Source organism: Metabacillus litoralis (assembly GCF_007994985.1).
Lineage (GTDB): Bacteria > Bacillota > Bacilli > Bacillales > Bacillaceae > Metabacillus > Metabacillus litoralis.
Genome location: NZ_VOQF01000008.1, coordinates 1 through 21071, shown reverse-complemented (window position 1 = coordinate 21071; position 21071 = coordinate 1). Strand labels below are relative to the sequence as shown.

The following is a 21071-nucleotide window of genomic DNA, read 5'->3' as shown; positions in this document are numbered from 1 at the left end:
ACAAAACAAAGATTCAGTTTGAAAGGAAGTCGATAACATGCGAATATTGCATACAGCTGATTGGCACCTCGGTAGATCTCTAGAGGGACGTAGTCGTTTAGCCGAACAAGCTCAATTTATAGATGAACTTGTTAAAATAGTAGAAGAAGAAAAAGTTGATGCAATCTTAATGGCTGGAGATGCGTTTGATACGGTGAATCCACCTGCTGCCGCTGAACAATTATTTTATGAAGGTCTTTCACGGTTATCTGATCATGGAAAACGCCCTATTATTGTGATTGCTGGAAACCATGATAATCCAGATCGTCTTTCCGCAGCATCGCCTTTAGCTGGCAATCATTCTATCCATTTAATTGGTTACCCAATAATTGATACGATAAAAGTGGATATCCCAAGACTTGGACAACAAATGAAGGTAGCCGCACTTGCTTATCCTTCAGAAGCGAGGCTTGAACAAGTTTTATCAGAAGAACATGATGAGATCTTATTAAGAAACAAATATGATGAAAAAATTCGAGAGCTTTTTGCGATGATGAGTAAGCAATTCAGGTCTGACACTGTAAATATTGCAATGAGTCATATTCATGTGGCAGGAGGCAGCTCAACAGATTCAGAAAGACCTATTGAAGTAGGTGGTGCATATACAGTTGCAGCAACAAGTATGCCAGAAGCTGCACAATATGTAGCATTAGGTCATTTACATCGACCACAAAATATTAACCGAGCGAAAACCCTAACACGATATTCTGGATCACCTCTTGCCTATAGTTTCTCAGAGATAGGTTATGCAAAGTCAGTGACAATTATTGACGCTGAGCCAAATAAGCCTGTTGAAATGAAAGAAATATCGTTATCATCTGGAAGACCACTTGTGAAATGGAAGGCAACAGAAGGGATAAGTCAAGTTCATAGCTGGCTTGATGAAGGAAGAGATGCTTCTGCATGGATTGACTTAGAAATTCATTTAACATCAACACTGTCAATTGAGGAAATTCATCGCTTACGTAAATGGCATTCAGGGTTTATTCACATTCGTCCTGTTTTTCAAAAAGAGTTAGAGGTAGCTGCTACACGACAAGCAAATTTACCTATTGATCAATTATTCTCGCAATTTTATGAAAAGCAAACAGGTGGAGCAAAGCCTGAAGATGAGTTAGTGAAATTATTTTTGGAGCTTATTCAACAGGATGAAGATTCAGAGGAAGGTGATGACGTATGAAGCCAATCCAATTAACTGTATCTGGTTTGCATAGCTTTAGAGAGAAACAGACAATCGATTTTGACTCTCTTTGTGATGGTGGAATTTTTGGGATCTTTGGACCTACTGGAAGTGGAAAGTCATCAATTTTAGATGCTATGACTCTTGCTTTATATGGAAAAGTGGAGCGAGCAATGAATAATACACATGGCATTTTAAATCATGCAGAAGACCAGCTTACCGTTTCATTTTCATTTGAACTTGAAAATGCTTCAGCTAAAAAAAGATATGTTGTTGAACGTGTGTTCAAAAGGACAGATGATGTACGTGTGAAAACTGCGATATGTAGGTTAATAGAAGCTGGAGAAGAACATGTCGTATTAGCGGATAAGGCTGTTGATGTTAATGAAAAGGTATACGGACTTCTTGGTTTGACAATTGATGATTTTACACGTGCTGTAGTGCTTCCACAAGGTAAATTTGCTGAGTTTCTATCATTAAAAGGTGCAGAAAGAAGACAAATGCTTCAGCGGTTATTTCATTTAGAGCAATACGGTGATCAGCTTATGAAAAAATTAAAGAAGCGAGTTACAGCAACAAGAATTGCACGTAATGAGCTTGAAGCTGAGAAAACGGGTTTAGGAAATGCATCTTCTACAGCCGTAGAGGAAGCAAAGAAACAATTAGAAGTTGCAGAATTGTTATTACAAAAACGTAATAAAGAATTTGAGAGTGTAATAAAGGAATTCGAAGATAAAAAAGTGTTATGGGACCTCCAACAGCAGAAGGTAGAATTTAAAAAGGAAAAAGTGAATTTAATAAAAGAAGAAGATAGAATTGAAGATTTGCAAAAGCAGCTAAAAAAGGCAGATGAAGCAGAAACATTACGACCTTACGCTGAAGCATTACAAGAGCTTAGAAAAGAAAAACAAGAAGCTGAGGTTAATCTTGAGGTAGTAAAGAAGAAATATAGTGAAATAAAACAGCAATATGATCAAATAAGCCAAGATTATGAAAAGATACGGAAAGATAAAGCAGAGCAAGAGCCAAATTTAGTAGCGAAGCGTGAGAAGCTTGTTTCATTGCAAAAGGTGGAAATTGACTTACAAAATGATCAGAAGCTGCTAGAGGAGCTTCAAAATAAACATTACCAACTACAAAAAAAGCGTGAAGAAAGTCAATCTTTGTTAAAGAAGGCACAGCAGTTCGTTGAAAAAGCAGTAAGCAAGCAGCAGCTTCTACAAGAAGAACAAAAAACAAAGCTTGTAACAGCAAAAGAACGTGAACAATTACGTGCTGCAATTGAAGCGAAGCAAAATGTACTTCAAAGTAAACAACAATATAATGAAACAACAGAATTTTTACACTCAAAATCAAAAACATTGGATAACGAAAAACATAAAAAACAGCATATTGAAGCTGAACTAATAAAAAGCCAAAATCAGCTCAAAATTGAATATAAAAGGCTAAATAATCTTTACTTTCAAGTAGCAGAATATGAAAAACAGTATAAGCAATATATTTCTTTTGCAAAAAAACAAATTGAAGAAGCTGTAGAAAAAGAAGAAATTGAAAAAAGTAAAAAACTTGCTTTTGAGCTTGTGAAGCAGCTAGAGGATGGGGCACCATGTCCAGTGTGTGGATCATGCAATCACCCTAGTCCAATTCATTTTGATGAACAAGAGCAGAATACTAATGAAGTAACAGCTTCACAACTTAAACAACAACTAGAACAACTACAAAGCATGAGTAATGAAACACAAACAATTCAATTGAAGGCAGAAAGCTTATCACAGCAGCTTGTATCTGACTTTACTTTTGTAGAGAACATACAGCAAGAGGAAATTCATGTTAAAGAGCTTGTGTCAAATGAAAATGATTCCACAATAATTGGGATCTATCAGATATTTAAGTCTGAATTTAAAGCTTTGACTCAAGACTTTCTTGAAATTAAAGTAGCTATTGAAAGAGTTGTTAAGCAGTTAAGAGAGTTAAAACAGGAAGAGTTAAAAGTCAGTAATTTTATTTCTACAGCTAGTGTTGATGTTAACGAGTGGACTGATAAACAAAAACATAATAAACAAAAATATGAACAATTCAAGACGTACTATGAAGATCATTTTTCTTCAATTCCTATTGATAACCTTGAGAAGTACCAAAAGGAAATCACAACGAAAGATGAAGAATTTGAACAATTAAATGAACGAATTCAAAAAAGCTTTGCGTTTATTGAAGAGCAACAAGCAATGGTTAAAGCTCAAGAAAAATCGGGTCAGCAGCTTTCAGAAGAACAAATCGGGTTAAAAACAACGATTGATAATCGGAAGCTTTTAATAAACGAAAAACATGAAAAGCTTAAAGAATTTATAACAGATAATGCTAACACCTCAATATCTACGCTAATTGAGTCTATAAATACAAAGATTAAAAACTTAACAGATAGTGAAAATAATCTGTATCAGGAAATGCAGAAGATCACTAATATGCTACATCATGTTCAAAGTGAGCTTGCAACAAATGAAAAAACATATGAACGAGCAACTAGTAAGACTCTAGAAGCTGAACAAAAGTGGACAACATTCTGTGCAAAAACATCTTTTAATACGATTGAAGAAACATTAACCTCTCTTTTAACAGAAACTAATAGGCAACAAATGAAGGCTGAGATTGAATCATATCTGGATAAAATGAAGCAGCTTAACACAGACTTAAATCGTATAATTGAAAAGCTTTCTAATAAAGAAGTCACATTAGAAGATTGGAATACAATTCAGCAAGTTAAGTCTGAATCTAAAACAATGGTTGAGGAAGCTGTTGCAAATAAAGGTGCTGCTACTAACGCATTACAAGAGCTGTTAGACAAGCATGAACGCTTCACTGCGATTGAAACAGCACAAAAAGAATTAGATGATATGCTGCAAAAATTAGAAAAATTAACAACGGTCTTTAAAGGTAATAGTTTTGTTGAATATGTAGCAGAAGAACAATTGCAGCAAGTGAGCAGAGATGCTTCAGAACGATTAAGCTTGTTAACAAGAGGAAGATATGCGATAGAAGTTGACTCACAGGGTGGATTTATTATGAGAGATGATGCAAACGGAGGAGTTAGAAGACCTGTTTCTTCATTGTCAGGTGGAGAGACATTTTTAACATCACTTGCATTAGCATTGTCTTTATCAACACAAATCCAACTTCGCGGCGAGTATCCACTTCAATTTTTCTTCTTAGACGAAGGTTTTGGAACATTGGATGTAGAACTGTTGGACACAGTGATCACTGCTCTTGAGAAACTTCAGGCACAAAATCTATCTGTAGGAATCATCAGTCATGTTCAAGAATTAAGAGCAAGATTACAAAGAAAATTAATTGTTGAACCAGCTGAGCCATCTGGAAAAGGATCATCTGTTTACTTAGAATCCTTGTAATAGTATGATTCCTGAAGAGTTAAGTAACAAAAACACTTAAAAAGAAACCTGTAAGGTACTATATAACAAACTAGAGGATTGTCACAATGTCAAAAAAACAAATCGGTAGCTGTGAGCTTTGTGGAAGAGAGGAAGTTGAAACAACAATTCATCACCTAACACCAAAAGAAATGGGTGGGGCATTTTTACCAACTGCCAAGCTATGTATTCCTTGTCATAAACAAATTCATGCTCTATATATGAATGATGAATTAGCTGCAAGACTGTCCACAATTCATGAGTTAAAACAAGATGAAAAACTTAAAAGCTTCGTGAAATGGATTCGCAAGCAGCCCTCAAGTAAATTGGTTCAAATAAGGAAATCTAAAGAACGAAAACAAAGAGGTCGATAAAATGATCTTTTGATATGTGTAAAAAATTTTAGTGTGATTCATTATGAGTGCTGTTTATGATTATAGTGTAGAACAAGACACTTAACGCCTATGAGCGCATTAGGAATTGACTAAAAATCAGATCATAGGTTATCTTGCTTGATGAATTTTGTGAATAGAGAATAATATGGAATGGTTTTGAACTAACTAAAAAGAAAAACAAGAGGCTGGGACATAAGTATTTAAGCTAAAGATAAACCCGAGTTATTAGGTGATATGTCAATTAAACATTCGCCTAATATCTCGGTTTTTTATTTGCTGTCTTCAATAGATTTTTTGATTTTGCATACTTTTTTTAAGAACTAGTGGAATGGAGCGGAAGACATTTGACTCCTGCGGGTGCAGAGGAAAGGCTGAGACCCCACAGGCGCTTGCGCCGAGGAGGCTTAGCTTCCTCCCCGCGGAAAGCAAATGTCTGCAGCGCAATGGAACGAACTTATTTTTTTCAACTTAACTGAATTTAGATTTATTCGCCTTTTTGTATGACATCTTTATATGTCCCAGCCCCTTGTTACTGTTTTAATTATTTCCAATCATATTTTGATCTGTTACATCAGGATCGATCAAATTTGTTGCACTAACACCGTTGTTAATAATATGGAAGTCTCCTGTGCTTCCACCACCAGAGCCTGAGGCACTTTTTGATTGACTTTTCGGAGATAAATAAAAGGTATCTCCAAAATTAACGACGCCTCCACCTACACTGTTAATTTTTATTGGACCTACAATAGCTGGCATAAAAAACATCCTTTTTAATTCTCTAGTACTTTACTTTATGCGAAGGAATTTACGATTGTTCGTCATTTATAGGAAAATAGACAATCCATATAAATTTCATTAGTATTACTACTTTTTTAGCTGACGTATATTTTTTACACGAGTTTCACAAATAATATCCTTTGTTGACCCAATTTGAAAAACAGAGGAACTCGATATGGCGATAACCTTTACATTAGAAACCCTTATTCGTGGATTTTCATGAAAAAAGTTCGTTACAACTTCTTCATAGAATTGAGGTTGTGGAATTTCCTCTTCAAATATAGGATACTCAGAAAGATCTCCTTCGTCTCCCAAAAAGCGTTCTTCCTCACGTTGTATGGCTAAAACCTTTGCAGTTGGAGTAATCTGCTGTGAATCCCCGATATTAAAAACAGAACTAATTCCGATCGTATTGACATATGCAGATGTTACTTGTGAGTATCGACTGATCATTGAGAAGCCAGCGGTACTAAAGGACCAATGATTAGGGATTCAGGTGGTGTATCAAATACAGAGGAAAGCGAAATTGTATTTGTATCACCAATTAAAAAAACCGATGAACTAGATACCCCAGTAACTCGAATAGCACCTACTTGAATGTCCTTATTTACAACTGTGAAATTCACGTATATCACCCTTGTGGAAAGTTTTATTTCGTATCCTTAGGAAAGTGTTGCAAAAAGTGTTGAATCGAATTTTCAACATCTTGTTTTACTTTAGAAAGAATTTCCTGTTTTTTCTCTAGTAACGAATCTTGTTCTGTAAGTGGTTGACCATTAATGTAATATTGGATACGACTATCAATCTGTTTTCTAATATCCTCAATAATATGTTTACGATGTGGATCATCTAAGCTTAAACCATAATGTTTTTCCGCTTGTTGAATAAATCCAGCACATTCTTGATTCAAGAATTGATTAACATCCTGGCTACATTGCTTGAATAGTTGATCTCTTAATTGTTGTTGAACTCCATTAACATTTATTCCTTTTTGCTGAACATCAAAGTTATCAATTTGTTCTGGATCTGTTGGATTTAAACCTATATTTAATGTTCCATCCAGCTGTTCGACTTTTAATTGATCAAATTTATATTCAATTCGTTCAATATTAGTGACGGGTTTATTTTTAATCCGCTCAACATCTGTACGTAACTCTTGTATGATATTCGTTAATTGTTGAATTTTTTTATCCTGATGTTGAACATATTGATGAAGTTGTTGGATATATTGCATAGTGTCAGCATTATAATACATATATTCACCCACCTTTATTCCTCGCTCAAAGTACTTTATTTCATAATATGCAGAAGAAATAGATGGGTGAATGCCCAAGACTTAAGCAGTCGGGGCAGCAAGAGGCACTAGTGGGTCTTCGGTGCCTTCAGTGACTACGCCTGTTGGTGTTTCTGATTCAATTTGTGGGGCTGCTTGAATAAAGCCGCCCGTATTATACAAATTTGATAGTGGTTTTATCATGCCTGCACTGCCAATTTGTAAAACAGAAGAGTTATTAACTGAGCCCACTCTTAAATAGTTAATACAGATTGATTGATTAATATAGAAATTCATTAAATAACACTCCCTTAATCCATTAAAAGGGTTAATGGTCGAAACAAGCTAGATAAATAGCACTGCAAAAACTCATGTGCGATTTTTTTGCTTAAAATGTACCCTAGGTAAAAGATTTAGCAATAAATAGGTTATAAATTGCCTGCCATAGGTTGATCAACAACATCATTATCATACGTATTTGTTACAGAATTTTGATTATATATGTTTAGACCGTCTCCAGTGTTAAAAGAACCTGCACCTGCGAATGTTTTAACTTCACTGTAAGGTGATATTGTAATAACATCTCCAACATGAACAATGCTACTTGTTCCGACAGAATTAACCTTAAAAGCACCGACGATAGCTGGCATGTAAAACATCCTTTTGTTTTTGGATTTAAAGCACTTTATTGTATTTTATGAAATTAAAGTGAAATTGTGTGATAATCGCTGAAAGTTGGAGTGGTTTATTGAAGTTAATAGTAAAATTAAGTGATTAAAAATGCATGCTGAGAGAGTAGGAAATGGCTATTGCCTTATAGTAGAGCTAAATGATTAATCATCATGTCATTTTTTAGCGTTTATTTGTTTAATTTGTTTGAGTAGTAAAACATCTAGCTCTTGACTACAGCGAACAGTTTCCTTTGAGTTAAGTCCATATCTTTTTGCCATTCTTAATAGTGTTTTTCGTTTTTGTTCAATTTCATTGACAATCATCGCAATCCTTCTCTCAATTTTTAAAATTAGCTAACTTGGAATATGGAACCTAATCAATTTGCTACTGCCTTTTACTTAAATTTTAAAAAGTTTTAATATTCAGTTTTTAAATTGTTTAAAATGATTTCACATGTTGATTTTTATTGCACATTTCATTCATCGTCGAGGAAGTTTTCCAAGAATGATGCTTTACTTGAGGTACAATATAAAAAGTTAATTTATATAAATCTATAAAAATAGATATGTCCAAATCAAAGTAAACAAGCCTATTATACAATGGAATTTAAACAAAAACTTACATTCGCTAAAATAACAAAAATAATAACAAAATTCTACAAAATTCAATGTGTTTCATCGAGAATATTGCCATTTAAAACACTAGTGAAATGTAGCGGGAAGACGATTGACATGCTTGACAGGAATACGATAGTATCCTTTGAGATAAGGTGGATATTGTCTATTTAAATAATATCCATTTTTGAGAAATGATGAGCAAGATTGGAAAAATAAATAATAAATATAAATAATGGAAATGGTATTTATATACTTCAATTTGTGGGGTAGAGAAACATGACGATTGATGCTCATATTCATCTTGATCAATATTCAGAAGAACTTGTAGAAAGATACATCCAAACTTGGATAGAAAGTGGGGTACAAAGTGTTGTAGCTGTTTCAACAAACCTCAAATCTAGCTACAAAACTTTAAAGCTAAAGCAAAAGTATCCAACATTTATTCGGGCAGCTATTGGACATCATCCAGAAGATGCTCCACCTTTGCAAAGAGAACTACATGAATTGCTGAATCTAATAAAGAAGGAAAAGCATTTAATATCAGCAATAGGTGAGATTGGATTACCTACATATAATAAAAAAGAGTTGTATGAACTTTATCATGAAGAGGTATTTGTAGAAACAATAGAGCAGTTTATACAGGTTGCAAAAACAGAAGCTCTACCAGTTTCTTTGCATGCTGTTCATGAAGAGTCTGAAAAGGTGCTTAATCTTCTAAAAAAGCATTATATAAGAAAAGCTCATTTTCATTGGTTGAAAACATCACAAGAGACAGCAAATGAAATCATTTGCTGTGGATATTATGTTTCTGTTACACCTGAGGTTTGCTACCGGAAGCGTGATCAAAAATTGGTTCAATTAATTCCTGTGGATCAGCTCCTAATAGAAACAGATGGACCTTGGCAGTTTAATGAAATGTTCATGGGGAGGGAAACAACTCCATTGTTTTTAGAGGATATCTTAACCTGTTTATCGAATATACTATCTACCCCAAGAGAAGGATTAAGGAAAAAGATCCTAGAAAATACTGAACAGCTGTACATAAATAAGAGCTAGCTATCTAACTATTCATATTTAAAAGTGTTACCTTCTCTTTTTAAATAATTGGCTATGTTAGAGCATTATTACTGAACCAAAAATTAAGGAGGGTCTCATATGAAATTTGTATCAGCAACAATTCATAATGAGCCATTTATTGGCTTGCTATATGAAAATAAGGTCATTGATTTACACAAAGCCGAAAAAGATATATTTGAAATAACATCTTTTCCTGAGACACTTTTTGAGTGTGTTGCATTAGGCGATAAATTTATCCAGGATGTTCAGCAAATAGTTGATAAAATTAAAGAAGATGGATCAGAGGGTTATCTTTATCCATTGCAGGATATAAAAATTAATGCGCCAATAACAAAGCCTACAAAGAACATATACTGTGTAGGAAAAAACTATCGAGAACATGCCATTGAAATGGGGAGTGTGGAGGATATCCCTAAACATGTTATGTTGTTCTCAAAATCACCTACAACCATCATTGGTCATGATGAGGAAATTGATCCACATCTACATATAACAAATGAACTTGATTATGAAGGAGAGCTTGCTGTTGTAATAGGCAAGAAAGGGAAGCGTATTAATGAAGAAGATGCAATGGATTATGTTTTTGGATATACAATTGTTAATGACGTGACAGCAAGGAATTTACAAGCACAGCACAAGCAATTTTTATTAGGGAAAAGCTTAGATACTTCTTGTCCGATGGGTCCATATCTTGTTCATAAATCTACGATCAAAAATCCATATCAGCTTTCAATTAAAACGAAGGTAAATGATGAATTAAGACAAAATGGTAACACGAAGGATATGATATTTTCTATTGAACATATTATTTCGACAATATCACAGGGAACAACTTTAGAGCCTGGTGATATTATTGCAACAGGTACACCATCTGGAGTTGGAAAAGGCTTTAATCCACCGAAGTTTCTAACCCCTGGAGATATAGTGGAAATTGAGATTGAGGAAATTGGTATTTTGAAAAATAAAATAATGGTTTAAGAAGAAGGACTGATTTTTTTGGTCCTTTTTTATTAGCTCTATTTAAACTAAAGGATTTGAGGAAAATAAACTAAAACCTAATTAATGTCTAAATTCACTAAATATTCTTTACGAAGAAAAATAATTGTGTTAGTTTTTAATATGGTGGTAATTGGAAAAAACTATTGTGATACTTACCTACTTCTTCATAAAATTCTACCTCACAGACCATCACTTGAACAAAAGCTCCTAGAAAGAATTCATATGCACATCATCTAATAATAAGAGCTGCTTGCAGTGGTTTTTAAAAAACAGCTTTAACTTATGAGAAGCTCCTAAGGATAAATTCATATACTAGTAATAAATCTTTTAAAATGAATATTTGCAAAAATCTTAAAGTTAAGGAATGAAAATGAATAAAACGGAGGAAGTAAAAATATATGGCTATGATTTTATGTGACAAAGTGAATAAACACTATGAAAACAATCATGTAGTAAATGATTTGGATTTGACGATAAACAAAGGAGAAATTTTTGGATTATTAGGTCCAAACGGAGCTGGGAAAACAACATCAATCTCAATGATGACCTCACAAATATTACCGAGTAACGGAACAATTAAAATCAATGATTTGGATGGTATAACAAAAAGAAAAGAAATCAAAAAGATTGTTGGAATTGTTCCGCAGGATATTGCTCTTTATCCAATGTTGAATGCTATTGATAATTTAAAATTTTTCGGTGAGCTATATGGGATCAAGGGGCAAATACTAAAGGATAGGGTAAATGAATTACTTTCTTTAGTAGGTCTGGCAGATCGAGCCAAGGAACCAATAAAAAACTATTCTGGTGGTATGAAAAGAAGAATTAATATCGCAGCTGCATTAATACATCAGCCATTAGTTGTGTTTATGGATGAACCGACAGTAGGTATAGATCCGCAATCAAGAAACCAGATTTTTGATTTAATTAAACTTCTTAAAAGCCAAGGAATTACGATTGTTTATACAACACATTACATGGAAGAAGCAACAGCACTATGTGATCGAGTAGCTATAATAGATGATGGAAGTATTATTGCCTTAGGAACAGTCGAAGAGCTTGTTTCAGATGTTTATGGTGGAGTTGTTGAATTATCAGGAGATAATCAAGAAGAAGTTAGAAAATTTGTTGATCTATTTCAACAAGAGTCCTTTACAAAAGATATTAGATTATCAGGTAGTAAGATTGAAATGGTTGTGGAAGACATAAATAAGAATGTTGCGGAAATGCTTGAAGCTCTTAATCAGAATGACAGCAATTTAAAGATTATTAATATGATGCATCCTTCCTTAGAGACATTGTTTTTATATAAAACAGGCAAAAAGCTAAGAGACTAATAACTTAGTTAAATTATAGAAAAAGGAGATTTTTCTACTATGCAATGGTGGGCAATCGCTAAAAAAGATATAAGGATCATGTTAAAGGATCCAGGTGCAATTGTTGTTTTGTTTATGCTACCCTTAATGCTAATTACAATTATGAGCTTTGCTTTAATGCCAGTTTTTCAAGGTGGTGGTGGTGACGAAGCAATAGCTTTACCAATTGTTGATCAAGATCAAACAAAGGATTCTATAAAGTTTATCAATTTATTAAAAGATACAGATGGCATCAAGCTTGAAACAGAAAATAATGAGGAAGATTTTACAGAAAAACAAATTAGAAAATTGGTTAGTGATGGAGAGTATCCATTTGCTTTAGTTATTCCAAAAGAATTTGGAGAGAAAATTAAAGATGGAGAAAAAATTGAGTTGATATCCTATGAAGATCCTGCTCAAGCAAATATGACTTCTATTATAGGAAGAGCAATTGAAGGTGTTGCACAAGCCTTTGAAGTTGAATACATTGTCACTCGAATGGTTGAAAATCAAGTAACAAACATTAAAGAAAATGTAACAAATGAAATTAGTAAAGTAGAAGATGGATATAAGAAATATATAGCTAACCTTACCAATCAACTAAACTCTCTTACAAACAATCAATTTGAACCTGTATCAATTGAAGTAGATGCACAGCAAGGTGAAGAACCTGATCTAACTCTTTTAAAAGATGAGTTAGTTAACACTGCAAAGCTTTCTTTGAATGATCCAAAAGTTACAATTGGAACATACTCTGCTTCAGAAGGAGATGTAGTGGAACGCCCAGACGCTTTTCAACAAAATGTACCAGGCTATACAGTTATGTATGCTTTTTTCATTATTATGTATGCTGGACGATCTTTTTTAAATGAAAGAAATGATGGCACTTTTAGAAGAGTTTTATCAGCGCCTGTAGATCATTGGCAACTATTTATTGGGAAAATGATACCAAACTATTTTATTGGAATACTTCAAGTTGTCGTGCTTTTTGCGTTTGGACACTTTGTGTTTGGTATGTCACTAGGTTCATCATTTTCAGGGTTGATTTTGATAACATTAGCTCTTGTATGGGCAAGCTCCTGCTTAGGAATGTTAATTGCTGCGATATTTAAAACAGATTCTCAAATATCTGGTTGGTCCGTCTTACTTGCTCTAACCCTAGCAGCATTAGGTGGGACAATGGTTCCTTTATTTATCATGCCTGATATTATGCAGAATATCGCATTAATCACACCTCATGCATGGGCATTAACGGGGTATCAGGATATTTTAGTAAGAGGTTTAGGATTTAAGGATGTCATACTTGATGGTCTCGTTTTGTTTGGATTTGGTTTTGTTTTTCTTTTCGTATCTTTATGGAAAATGAATTACGAGAAGTGATATCAACCAAAAATGCGCTTTAAATAGTCTATTTAGGAATGTTGTATCCATTGTTATAATACTAGTGCTTTTAGTCTGAGTATTCCTTTTTTAAATGAAGGGTAGCTAATCTTATTGAAACTTCAACAAAATAGACACAACAACAAAGCATTTTATTACACTTTCTTTAAATTTATTATAAAATCATGCTAAAATAGGGTTGGTTAAGAGAATGAAGGAGGAAGAAAATTTGATACATGCACATATTACTACATGGGTACTAGGAATTATACTGTTCTTTGTAGCATTCTCATTCTTTAAGTCTGGGAAAGAAAAGCCATTTAAAATTATCCACATGGTTTTACGATTATTCTATGTATTGATCCTTATTACGGGAATTGTTATCGTTTTAGGTGTCTATTCATTGGATGGTGAGTATATTGCTAAAATTATTTTAGGAATATGGACAATTGCTACTATGGAAATGGTCTTAGTCAAATCGAAAAAAGGGAAGCCAACAAGAATTTATTGGATTCAATTTGTTGTCGTTCTTGTACTAACAATCCTATTAGGAATGAGACTTCCATTAGGGATTTTCCATTTCTAAAGATATTGCTAGTTAACAATAATGCCTGCTCTAGCTATTTAGAGAAGGCATTTTTTTATTTGGACAGTAAATTGTTGATAAGTAACTTTAATGAATCACCATGCTGCTAAGCATTATGATATCTTCTTCTGATAAAGTACTTTTTATTAGATAAAAATAGAGTTTCTTCCAAATAATTATGTTAAATACAATAATCATTAAGATAAGATTCAACTTTAAGGGCCAAGAAAGGTGATTAAAAGATCATATAATTCTCCTTTAGAATATCGTGTATCGTGTTGATTTAAAGATATTTTGAAAGGAAACTACTTTAGGTTGAATGGAGCGGAAGTGCGAGACTCCTGTGGGAGCAGCGGGAAGGTGAGACCCCACAGGCGTTTGCGCCGAGGAGGCTCACCTCACGCCCCACGGAAAGCGAGCAACTGAAGCGGAATTCAACGATGCAGCACACTTGGTAAATAGCCATGAATTTAAGGAAGCAGAAAGTTTAAAATGTTAGCCAGAAACGTTCATGGCTAAATCAAAATAATCCACTAATTATACTTCTTTTGCCTAAGCTTGTGGTGATTTCAAAGCGATCGGAAGAATGAACACCTCTTTTAAAATGGTGCTGAATGGCACAAATTTCTTCTTCATTATCAAATTGATAAAAAGATACACCTTTTTTATGTACTTGATTATCTAAAAATAATAACTGGTTGTAAGAATAGATACAGTCGAAGGGTGAAAACCCTTTTGAATTAAGGTGTTTTAGTAGTTTTATAAATGTTTCATCTTGAAGCTCCTTAAGCATTTCATCTAATGCAAACGGAAGACTTTTTTGTATACGAACAGTGTCTCCACAGCTTATTGAGAAAACCCCTGCCTCCGTTTTTACCTTACCTAAACCTAACCATTTACAAGATTTCCAACCAATCGGACTAAGTATTTCTAAATGTGGCTCCTTAATTTCTTCTAATAAATGAAGCTCATCACTCATATCATCATAAATGACGTACTGATTGTTCGTTACTTCAATCAGTCCAGTTAAGTACGAACGTTCTTGATTTAATAATAGATCTGTTCGTTTATATGGACTCATGCAATTACCCTCCAGTTGAAAGTGAAAATATGTGTAAAAAAATGCGCTATCATCCGTTTTAGACAAAACAACAGAAAAATATGCATTAAAAATGATATTGGACAATTCAACATTGAGTGAAAGTGGGCATAAGATACCTACATCTGTTAAAGGACATAGGCGGATAGGTAAGTATAGAAGGAAATTTATGCTAGGGAGATGATGCTTAAATGTGTGGAATTACAGGTTGGATTAATTTTAAAGGAAATTTAAGCAAAGAACAAAGTACAATCAAAAAAATGGCAGAAACTTTAGCAAAAAGAGGTCCTGACGATACAAACATTTGGGGAGAGAATCATGTATTGTTTGGGCATAAACGCCTAGTAGTTGTAGATCCTTCTGGTGGAGTTCAGCCTATGACTCGCTCAAAGGAAGGTCATACTTATACTATTTGCTACAATGGAGAGCTTTATAATACAGAAGATATTCGTAAAGAGCTGCTTTCACGTGGATATACATTTAAAGGTCATTCTGATACTGAGGTTTTATTACAAGCTTATATTGAATGGGAAGAGGAATGTGTTCATCACTTGAATGGTATTTTTGCATTTGCTGTCTGGGATTCAACCAAAGAGAAATTGTTTATTGGAAGAGACCGTTTAGGAGTGAAACCATTATTTTATAAAGAAGAAAATGGATCATTAATCTTTGGTTCAGAGTTAAAGGCAATTTTAGCGCATCCTTCAGTTTCGGCTGTGATCGATAAAAATGGATTATCAGAAATCTTCGGTGTAGGTCCTTCACGAACTCCTGGAGTTGGCGTGTTTAAAGGAATTGATGAACTGCGTCCAGCACATGCTTTAATTTATACAAAGGATGGACTGAAGAAGTGGAGATATTGGGATGTAGAGAGTAAGCCTCATGAAGAAAATGTTGATGAAACAGCAGAAAAGGTTCGTTATTTATTTACGGATGCAGTAAAGCGTCAACTAGTATCAGATGTTCCGTTATGTACATTCCTTTCTGGTGGTGTTGATTCAAGTGCAATAACTGCAATTGCTGCTGAGCATTATAAAAATGAGGGTAAAGGAAGACTTCATACCTATTCAATAGATTATGAGGATAATGAGCAATTCTTTAAGGCGAATGAATTTCAACCAAATTCTGATGGTCCATGGATCAAAAAAATGAGTGATACATTTAACACTGTTCATCATAGTAGCGTAATAAAGCAACAAGAACTTGTTGATCACTTAATTGAGGCAACGTCTGTTCGAGATTTACCAGGGATGGCAGATGTTGATTCTTCTCTTCTGTGGTTTTGCAGAGAAATTAAAAAGGAGTTTGTTGTTGGTTTATCAGGTGAGTGTGCTGATGAAATATTTGGAGGATACCCATGGTTCCATCGACCAGAGGATCTTGCAAACAAAGCATTTCCGTGGATGCGATCAACGGATGAAAGAAATAGCTTGTTAAAACCTGAATGGCAAGATAAATTAAAGCTAAATGAATATGTGCAAGCTCGTTATCAAGACACAGTCAATGAGACACCAATTCTAGAAGGTGAATCAAAATTAGAAACGCAAAGACGTCAACTTTTCTATTTAAATATGCATTGGTTTATGACTAATTTACTTGATCGAAAAGATCGAATGAGTATGGGAGCAAGTCTTGAGGTTCGTGTACCATTTGCTGATCATCGTCTTGTAGAATATGCTTGGAATATTCCATGGGATATGAAGATGCATGGAAACCGTGAAAAAGGAATCTTAAGAAAAGCCTTAGAAGGTATATTACCAGACGAAGTATTATACCGTAAGAAGAGTCCGTATCCTAAAACACATAATCCTGAGTATACAAGACTAGTAAAAGAATGGCTACAATCACTTGTGAATAAAAAGGATTCTATTTTGCATGTATTATTAAATGAACAAAAGTTAAACGACATTATCCAGTCAGAAGGTAAAGCTTTTCAAGTACCATGGTTTGGCCAATTAATGTCAGGACCACAGTTACTTGCTCATCTTGCACAAATTCATGTATGGTTTGATAGTTATTCTATTAATTTAGATGAAAGATAAAATAGATCATAAAAAGAACTGCTCTTTAAAGGAGCGGTTCTTTTTGCTTTCATAAGAACTGGAGGGAATTATCTAAAATACAGGCTTAAAGAATTCATAAAACTTGTACTTCTTACATATAAGGACATAAGTGAAATTATTGATAATAGTGGTTAGCAGATTAACAGGTTATTAATGTTTGAGTTTTGTATAGTAACTGTGTATAATGTTTGTATAATATATGTACACTTAATGGAGGGCATTCATCATGAAAAAAATGGTTGTGATTGGAGCTGGACCTGGAGGGTTAGCAGCTGCGATGATGTTAGCTAGTAAAGGTTACGATGTAGATCTTTTTGAAAAACAATCATACATAGGTGGCCGCAACGCTTCTATTGAAGAACAGGGCTATACATTTGATATGGGTCCTACTTTTTTAAGTATGGTTCATATCGCTGAAGAAATTTTCCAATCTACAGGTAAGAAATTGCATGATTATGTAGATCTTATTGAACTTGAAGAGATGTACCAACTGATATTTGATGATGCCACCATTAATATGACAAGAAATGAACGTGAGATGATACAAAGATTAAATCGTATAGCTCCAGGTGAGGGTGATGGCTATAAACGGTTTATGGATGATACGAGAAAGAAAATGAACGCCCTAACTCCTATATTACAAAGTAAAATGGATCATTTTTATGATTATTTAAGATGGAGAGTTATTAAGGCATTACCTCAATTAACAATTTCGAAAAGTTTGTATGAAGTGTTATCGAAATATTTTAAAGATGAAAGAATGAAGCTTGCTTTTACATTTCAATCGAAATACTTGGGAATGTCACCATGGGAATGTCCAGGAGCATTTTCAATCCTCTCTTATATGGAGCATGAATATGGAATTTATCATCCTAAAGGTGGAGTGAATCAGCTATCTAAAGCAATGGCAAAAGCATTTGAAGAACTTGGAGGAAAAATTCATTTAAGTAAAGGTGTGAAAAAGCTATTACTTGAAGGTAAAACAGTTACTGGTGTCGAGCTTGAAAATGGTGAAAAAATTGAAGCTGATGAGGTAATTATTAATGGCGATTTTGCACATGTTATGACAAATCTTGTTGATGATGGTGTATTAAGAAAATACTCTAAAAAAAAGCTAAAGAAGAAAAAATATTCATGTTCCACTTTTATGATTTATTTGGGTTTAGATAAACAATATGATCTACCACATCACACAATAGTGTTTGCAGAAGACTACAAAAAGAATGTTGATGAAATAACAAAAACATTTACGATGCCAAAAGATCCATCTGTATATATTCAAAATGCCAGTGTAACAGATCCAACTCTAGCACCAAAAGGTCATTCAGCTTTATATATTTTAGCTCCTGTTCCTAGCAATTTAAGTCAGATAGATTGGGAAGCGCATAAGGACAGTTTTAGAGAATTAGTGTTAAAAACAATTCAAGAAAAAACTGAGTTTAAAGATATTGAGAGTCATATTAAAGTAGAGAAAATAATTACACCAAGAAATTGGGAAGAAGATATTTTTGTTTATGAAGGAGCTACATTTAACCTGGGTCATCAGCTAACACAAATGATGGTGCTAAGGCCACATAATGAATTTGAAGAACTAAAACGCTGTTGGTTAGTTGGTGGCGGAACACATCCAGGTAGTGGTCTTCCTACGATATTAGAATCAGCACGAATCACAACAAATGCAATTGAAAAACAAGCAAATCATAATAATATAAAGCATGTGAATATGCACGTGGATTTGAGGGATGCGAAATGAGATCAGTTGTTGTGGGCGGAGGTATTGGTGGATTAGTGTCAGCTCTCCTTTTAAATAAAAAGGGTTATGATGTTACAATATTAGAACAACGAGATCGATTAGGTGGGCGACTTTCTTATGTAGAACAAGATGGTTTTAAAATTGATGAAGGTCCAACAATTGTGCTATTACCACACATGCTTACAAGTATTTTAGAAGAAGCAGGTGTACCGCCTGAGAAGTATGAGCTCATACAAATTGATCCCTTATATTCAATCCATTTCAAAGATGGATCAACATATGAAAAATACACTGATCGCTCGAAACAGCTTAATGAGCTAGAGCGAATTTATCCTAATGAAAAGCAAGGGTTTATTAAGTTTATGAGTGATATGGATATCCGTTTTGAGCAGGGAATGTCATCATTTATTAAAAGGTCCTTTTCTAGTAAAAAAGATTTTTGGACTAAGAAAAATATTAAAACATTAGTAAAACTTAAGGCATATCGGACAGTCTATCAATCATTAAAAACATATTTTCAAGAAGAAAATATGCGCTTAGCATACTCACTGCAATCTCTTTATATAGGTGGTAATCCCTATGAGTCACCTGCTTTATATTCTCTGATTTCATATAGTGAGCATAAACATGGAATCTATTATCTAAAAGGTGGATATGCTCACTTAGTTGATGTGTTAAAGAAAGAGCTTGATAGAAGAGGTATTAAGGTACAGTTAAATTCAAAAGTAACATCACTTTCTACTGAAGGTGACAAAGCAACAGGCCTTTATGTAAATGACGAGTATGTAAGTGCCGACCAGATTATTCTAAATGGGGATTTTCCTGTTATGTCTAAATTACTAGATACAAAGAAACCACCAGAAGATAAATATACACCTTCATCAAGCTGTGTATTGCTTTATTTTGGATTAGATAAAGTCTATGAAAATACTCCTGTTCATCAATTTTTCATGAGTGGTGATTTTTCAAAGCACATGAAGGAAGTTTTTGAGAAAAAAGTGGTGCCAACAGATCCATCATTTTACTCATTCCATCCATCTGTTATTGATTCAAGTCTTGCTCCGGAGGGAAAAGGAGTATTATATACGCTCGTCCCAGTACCATCGGGTACTCATATTAACTGGTCAAATCAAGAGGACTTTATTGAGAGAATTATTGATGAGTTAGAAGAAAGAGGCTATCCGAATTTAAGAAATCATATAGTTTGGAAAAAGGTTAAAAACCCAAATATTGCTGAAAAAGAGGGACTATTTCAAGGCGGTAGTTTTGGAATTGCACCAATATTATTTCAATCAGGTGTTTTTCGTCCTCAAGCTAAACCATCTTCTTACAAAAATGTATATGCAGTAGGTGCATCTGTTCATCCCGGCGGTGGAATTCCAATTGTCATGCAAGGAGCAAAAATAATGGTTGATGCTGTACAAAATGATCATAAACAGGAGGCGGAAAAATGGTTGATATAGAAAATGCTTATAAGCAATGTGAAAAGGTAATAAAACATCACTCTAAAACTTTCTATAAGGCATTTTCCTTATTGCCAGAGAAGAAAAAGAAAGCGGTTTGGGCTGTTTATGCGTTTTGCCGAATTGTTGATGACATCGTTGATGAAGACTCTTCACCTCACAAGGAATTAGCACTTTTTGAAGAAGATTTTCATTTATTTTTAAACGGTACAATTCCACAGGGAGAATATCATTTTATGTGGCTTGCATTGCATGATGTGTCTATCCATTATAATCTTCAAAAAGATGCATTTTTAGATATGATTACTGGGCAGCGAATGGATCTTGTGAAAACACGCTATAATACAACTGATGAAGTTCTCACTTATTCCTATCATGTGGCAAGCTCAGTTGGATTAATGCTTTTACCTATATTGGCACCACAAAAAATTGAAGCTCTACGTGAAGGTGCTATTTCACTTGGACTTGGAATGCAATTAACAAATATTTTACGCGATATTGGTGATGATTTAGGACGAAATCGAATTTATTTACCGAAGGAATTAATGGATTATTATCAATATAGTGAAGAAGATCTGCGAAGTGGCCTAGTTAATTCATCATTCGTTAAGATGTGGGAACATCTTGCGAATGAAGCTGAGCTATACTATCAAAAAGCTCTCGAGACAATGAATGAATATCCATTATCATCACGCACTCCTGTTAAGGCTTCAGCTTTATTGTATGGAGAAATATTAACGAAGATTAGGAAGAAACAATATAAAGTATTTAATGAAAAGCAATACGTTAGTAATGAAGAAAAAACGATTATTCTTTCAAAGATATCAGGATGAAAAAACCTTACGCATAAAGCTCACTATGAAGTGACCCCTTAAAGTTAGACACGGTTATTTCTTTAGGCAACTTGGGTAAAATGAGTTC

20 protein-coding genes are annotated in these 21071 nt (G+C 34.0%); 12 read left to right on the top strand and 8 right to left on the bottom strand.

Features of this window, described 5'->3' with window-relative positions:
• The first annotated feature begins 37 nt into the window (after window positions 1-37).
• The 3 genes from FS935_RS14940 (at window position 38) to hlpB (ending at window position 5015) form a co-directional block, all read left to right on the top strand.
• Window positions 38-1219 carry an exonuclease SbcCD subunit D gene (locus FS935_RS14940; RefSeq protein ID WP_146949458.1) on the top strand — a complete coding sequence of 394 codons (1182 nt, stop codon included), beginning with the start codon at window positions 38-40 and terminating at the stop codon, window positions 1217-1219.
• A complete protein-coding gene (locus FS935_RS14935) occupies window positions 1216-4623 on the top strand; it encodes an SbcC/MukB-like Walker B domain-containing protein (protein ID WP_146949457.1) in 3408 nt (1135 codons plus the stop codon). The genes FS935_RS14940 and FS935_RS14935 overlap by 4 nt, the downstream gene beginning before the upstream one ends.
• A gap of 86 nt (window positions 4624-4709) precedes the next feature.
• Window positions 4710-5015, top strand: a complete 306-nt coding sequence (gene hlpB, locus FS935_RS14930; protein ID WP_146949456.1) for an HNH nuclease-like protein HlpB — start codon at window positions 4710-4712, stop codon at window positions 5013-5015.
• A 558-nt stretch (window positions 5016-5573) separates the two neighbouring features.
• On the opposite strand, the gene FS935_RS14925 is transcribed toward hlpB, so the two are convergent.
• From FS935_RS14925 to FS935_RS14895, 7 genes are all read right to left on the bottom strand, one after another.
• Complete coding sequence (locus FS935_RS14925; RefSeq protein WP_146949455.1) at window positions 5574-5792, bottom strand: spore germination protein; 219 nt, start codon at window positions 5790-5792, stop codon at window positions 5574-5576.
• Between the two features lie 108 nt (window positions 5793-5900).
• Window positions 5901-6266, bottom strand: a complete 366-nt coding sequence (locus FS935_RS14920) for a spore germination protein GerPE (protein WP_146949454.1) — start codon at window positions 6264-6266, stop codon at window positions 5901-5903.
• Window positions 6263-6439: a spore germination protein GerPD gene (locus FS935_RS14915; RefSeq protein ID WP_146949453.1), complete on the bottom strand. Its 177-nt coding sequence runs from the start codon at window positions 6437-6439 to the stop codon at window positions 6263-6265. The genes FS935_RS14920 and FS935_RS14915 overlap by 4 nt, the downstream gene beginning before the upstream one ends.
• A gap of 23 nt (window positions 6440-6462) precedes the next feature.
• Window positions 6463-7068 (bottom strand): spore germination protein GerPC, encoded by a 606-nt coding sequence (gene gerPC / locus FS935_RS14910; RefSeq protein ID WP_146949452.1) that lies wholly within the window; start codon window positions 7066-7068, stop codon window positions 6463-6465.
• 81 nt (window positions 7069-7149) lie between these two features.
• Window positions 7150-7383, bottom strand: a complete 234-nt coding sequence (locus FS935_RS14905; RefSeq protein ID WP_146949451.1) for a spore germination protein GerPB — start codon at window positions 7381-7383, stop codon at window positions 7150-7152.
• A gap of 131 nt (window positions 7384-7514) precedes the next feature.
• Window positions 7515-7736 (bottom strand): spore germination protein, encoded by a 222-nt coding sequence (locus tag FS935_RS14900; protein WP_121664681.1) that lies wholly within the window; start codon window positions 7734-7736, stop codon window positions 7515-7517.
• Between the two features lie 195 nt (window positions 7737-7931).
• Complete coding sequence (locus FS935_RS14895) at window positions 7932-8081, bottom strand: aspartyl-phosphate phosphatase Spo0E family protein (protein WP_146949450.1); 150 nt, start codon at window positions 8079-8081, stop codon at window positions 7932-7934.
• A 570-nt stretch (window positions 8082-8651) separates the two neighbouring features.
• Here FS935_RS14895 and FS935_RS14890 point away from each other — a divergent pair.
• The 5 genes from FS935_RS14890 to FS935_RS14870 all read left to right on the top strand — a co-directional run bounded on the left by FS935_RS14890 (window position 8652) and on the right by FS935_RS14870 (window position 13772).
• The gene (locus FS935_RS14890; RefSeq protein ID WP_146949449.1) at window positions 8652-9431 is read left to right on the top strand and encodes a TatD family hydrolase; all 780 of its coding nucleotides are present in this window, start codon (window positions 8652-8654) and stop codon (window positions 9429-9431) included.
• Window positions 9432-9530: 99 nt separating this feature from the next.
• Window positions 9531-10430 carry a fumarylacetoacetate hydrolase family protein gene (locus FS935_RS14885; RefSeq protein ID WP_146949448.1) on the top strand — a complete coding sequence of 300 codons (900 nt, stop codon included), beginning with the start codon at window positions 9531-9533 and terminating at the stop codon, window positions 10428-10430.
• A 419-nt stretch (window positions 10431-10849) separates the two neighbouring features.
• Complete coding sequence (locus FS935_RS14880) at window positions 10850-11788, top strand: ABC transporter ATP-binding protein (RefSeq protein ID WP_146949447.1); 939 nt, start codon at window positions 10850-10852, stop codon at window positions 11786-11788.
• A gap of 39 nt (window positions 11789-11827) precedes the next feature.
• Window positions 11828-13186: an ABC transporter permease gene (locus FS935_RS14875; protein WP_146949446.1), complete on the top strand. Its 1359-nt coding sequence runs from the start codon at window positions 11828-11830 to the stop codon at window positions 13184-13186.
• A 229-nt stretch (window positions 13187-13415) separates the two neighbouring features.
• Window positions 13416-13772, top strand: a complete 357-nt coding sequence (locus FS935_RS14870) for a YisL family protein (RefSeq protein WP_146949445.1) — start codon at window positions 13416-13418, stop codon at window positions 13770-13772.
• Window positions 13773-14292: 520 nt separating this feature from the next.
• Here the strand turns inward: FS935_RS14870 and FS935_RS14865 are convergent.
• Complete coding sequence (locus FS935_RS14865) at window positions 14293-14853, bottom strand: DUF2777 family protein (protein ID WP_146949444.1); 561 nt, start codon at window positions 14851-14853, stop codon at window positions 14293-14295.
• Between the two features lie 209 nt (window positions 14854-15062).
• On the opposite strand from FS935_RS14865, the gene asnB reads away from it, so the two are divergent.
• From asnB to FS935_RS14845, 4 genes are all read left to right on the top strand, one after another.
• Complete coding sequence (gene asnB / locus FS935_RS14860) at window positions 15063-16913, top strand: asparagine synthase (glutamine-hydrolyzing) (protein ID WP_146949443.1); 1851 nt, start codon at window positions 15063-15065, stop codon at window positions 16911-16913.
• 247 nt (window positions 16914-17160) lie between these two features.
• A complete protein-coding gene (locus tag FS935_RS14855) occupies window positions 17161-18687 on the top strand; it encodes a phytoene desaturase family protein (RefSeq protein WP_193559366.1) in 1527 nt (508 codons plus the stop codon).
• Window positions 18684-20150 carry a phytoene desaturase family protein gene (locus FS935_RS14850; protein WP_146949441.1) on the top strand — a complete coding sequence of 489 codons (1467 nt, stop codon included), beginning with the start codon at window positions 18684-18686 and terminating at the stop codon, window positions 20148-20150. Before FS935_RS14855 ends, FS935_RS14850 begins: the two co-directional genes overlap by 4 nt.
• Entirely contained in the window at window positions 20138-20983 is an 846-nt protein-coding gene (locus FS935_RS14845; protein ID WP_146949440.1) for a phytoene/squalene synthase family protein, read from the top strand. Before FS935_RS14850 ends, FS935_RS14845 begins: the two co-directional genes overlap by 13 nt.
• Window positions 20984-21071: the final 88 nt, after the last annotated feature.

What these genes read in the sequence shown, in the direction of transcription:
- FS935_RS14905 (WP_146949451.1), bottom strand. Translation starts at nt 7,383, where the DNA reads ATGAATTTCTATATTAATCAATCAATCTGTATTAACTATTTAAGAGTG.
- FS935_RS14880 (WP_146949447.1), top strand. Translation starts at nt 10,850, where the DNA reads ATGGCTATGATTTTATGTGACAAAGTGAATAAACACTATGAAAACAAT.
- FS935_RS14885 (WP_146949448.1), top strand. Translation starts at nt 9,531, where the DNA reads ATGAAATTTGTATCAGCAACAATTCATAATGAGCCATTTATTGGCTTG.
- FS935_RS14940 (WP_146949458.1), top strand. Translation starts at nt 38, where the DNA reads ATGCGAATATTGCATACAGCTGATTGGCACCTCGGTAGATCTCTAGAG.
- FS935_RS14925 (WP_146949455.1), bottom strand. Translation starts at nt 5,792, where the DNA reads ATGCCAGCTATTGTAGGTCCAATAAAAATTAACAGTGTAGGTGGAGGC.
- FS935_RS14865 (WP_146949444.1), bottom strand. Translation starts at nt 14,853, where the DNA reads ATGAGTCCATATAAACGAACAGATCTATTATTAAATCAAGAACGTTCG.
- FS935_RS14850 (WP_146949441.1), top strand. Translation starts at nt 18,684, where the DNA reads ATGAGATCAGTTGTTGTGGGCGGAGGTATTGGTGGATTAGTGTCAGCT.
- hlpB (WP_146949456.1), top strand. Translation starts at nt 4,710, where the DNA reads ATGTCAAAAAAACAAATCGGTAGCTGTGAGCTTTGTGGAAGAGAGGAA.
- FS935_RS14890 (WP_146949449.1), top strand. Translation starts at nt 8,652, where the DNA reads ATGACGATTGATGCTCATATTCATCTTGATCAATATTCAGAAGAACTT.
- FS935_RS14920 (WP_146949454.1), bottom strand. Translation starts at nt 6,266, where the DNA reads ATGATCAGTCGATACTCACAAGTAACATCTGCATATGTCAATACGATC.
- asnB (WP_146949443.1), top strand. Translation starts at nt 15,063, where the DNA reads ATGTGTGGAATTACAGGTTGGATTAATTTTAAAGGAAATTTAAGCAAA.
- FS935_RS14900 (WP_121664681.1), bottom strand. Translation starts at nt 7,736, where the DNA reads ATGCCAGCTATCGTCGGTGCTTTTAAGGTTAATTCTGTCGGAACAAGT.
- FS935_RS14895 (WP_146949450.1), bottom strand. Translation starts at nt 8,081, where the DNA reads ATGATTGTCAATGAAATTGAACAAAAACGAAAAACACTATTAAGAATG.
- FS935_RS14845 (WP_146949440.1), top strand. Translation starts at nt 20,138, where the DNA reads ATGGTTGATATAGAAAATGCTTATAAGCAATGTGAAAAGGTAATAAAA.
- gerPC (WP_146949452.1), bottom strand. Translation starts at nt 7,068, where the DNA reads ATGTATTATAATGCTGACACTATGCAATATATCCAACAACTTCATCAA.
- FS935_RS14935 (WP_146949457.1), top strand. Translation starts at nt 1,216, where the DNA reads ATGAAGCCAATCCAATTAACTGTATCTGGTTTGCATAGCTTTAGAGAG.
- FS935_RS14855 (WP_193559366.1), top strand. Translation starts at nt 17,161, where the DNA reads ATGAAAAAAATGGTTGTGATTGGAGCTGGACCTGGAGGGTTAGCAGCT.
- FS935_RS14875 (WP_146949446.1), top strand. Translation starts at nt 11,828, where the DNA reads ATGCAATGGTGGGCAATCGCTAAAAAAGATATAAGGATCATGTTAAAG.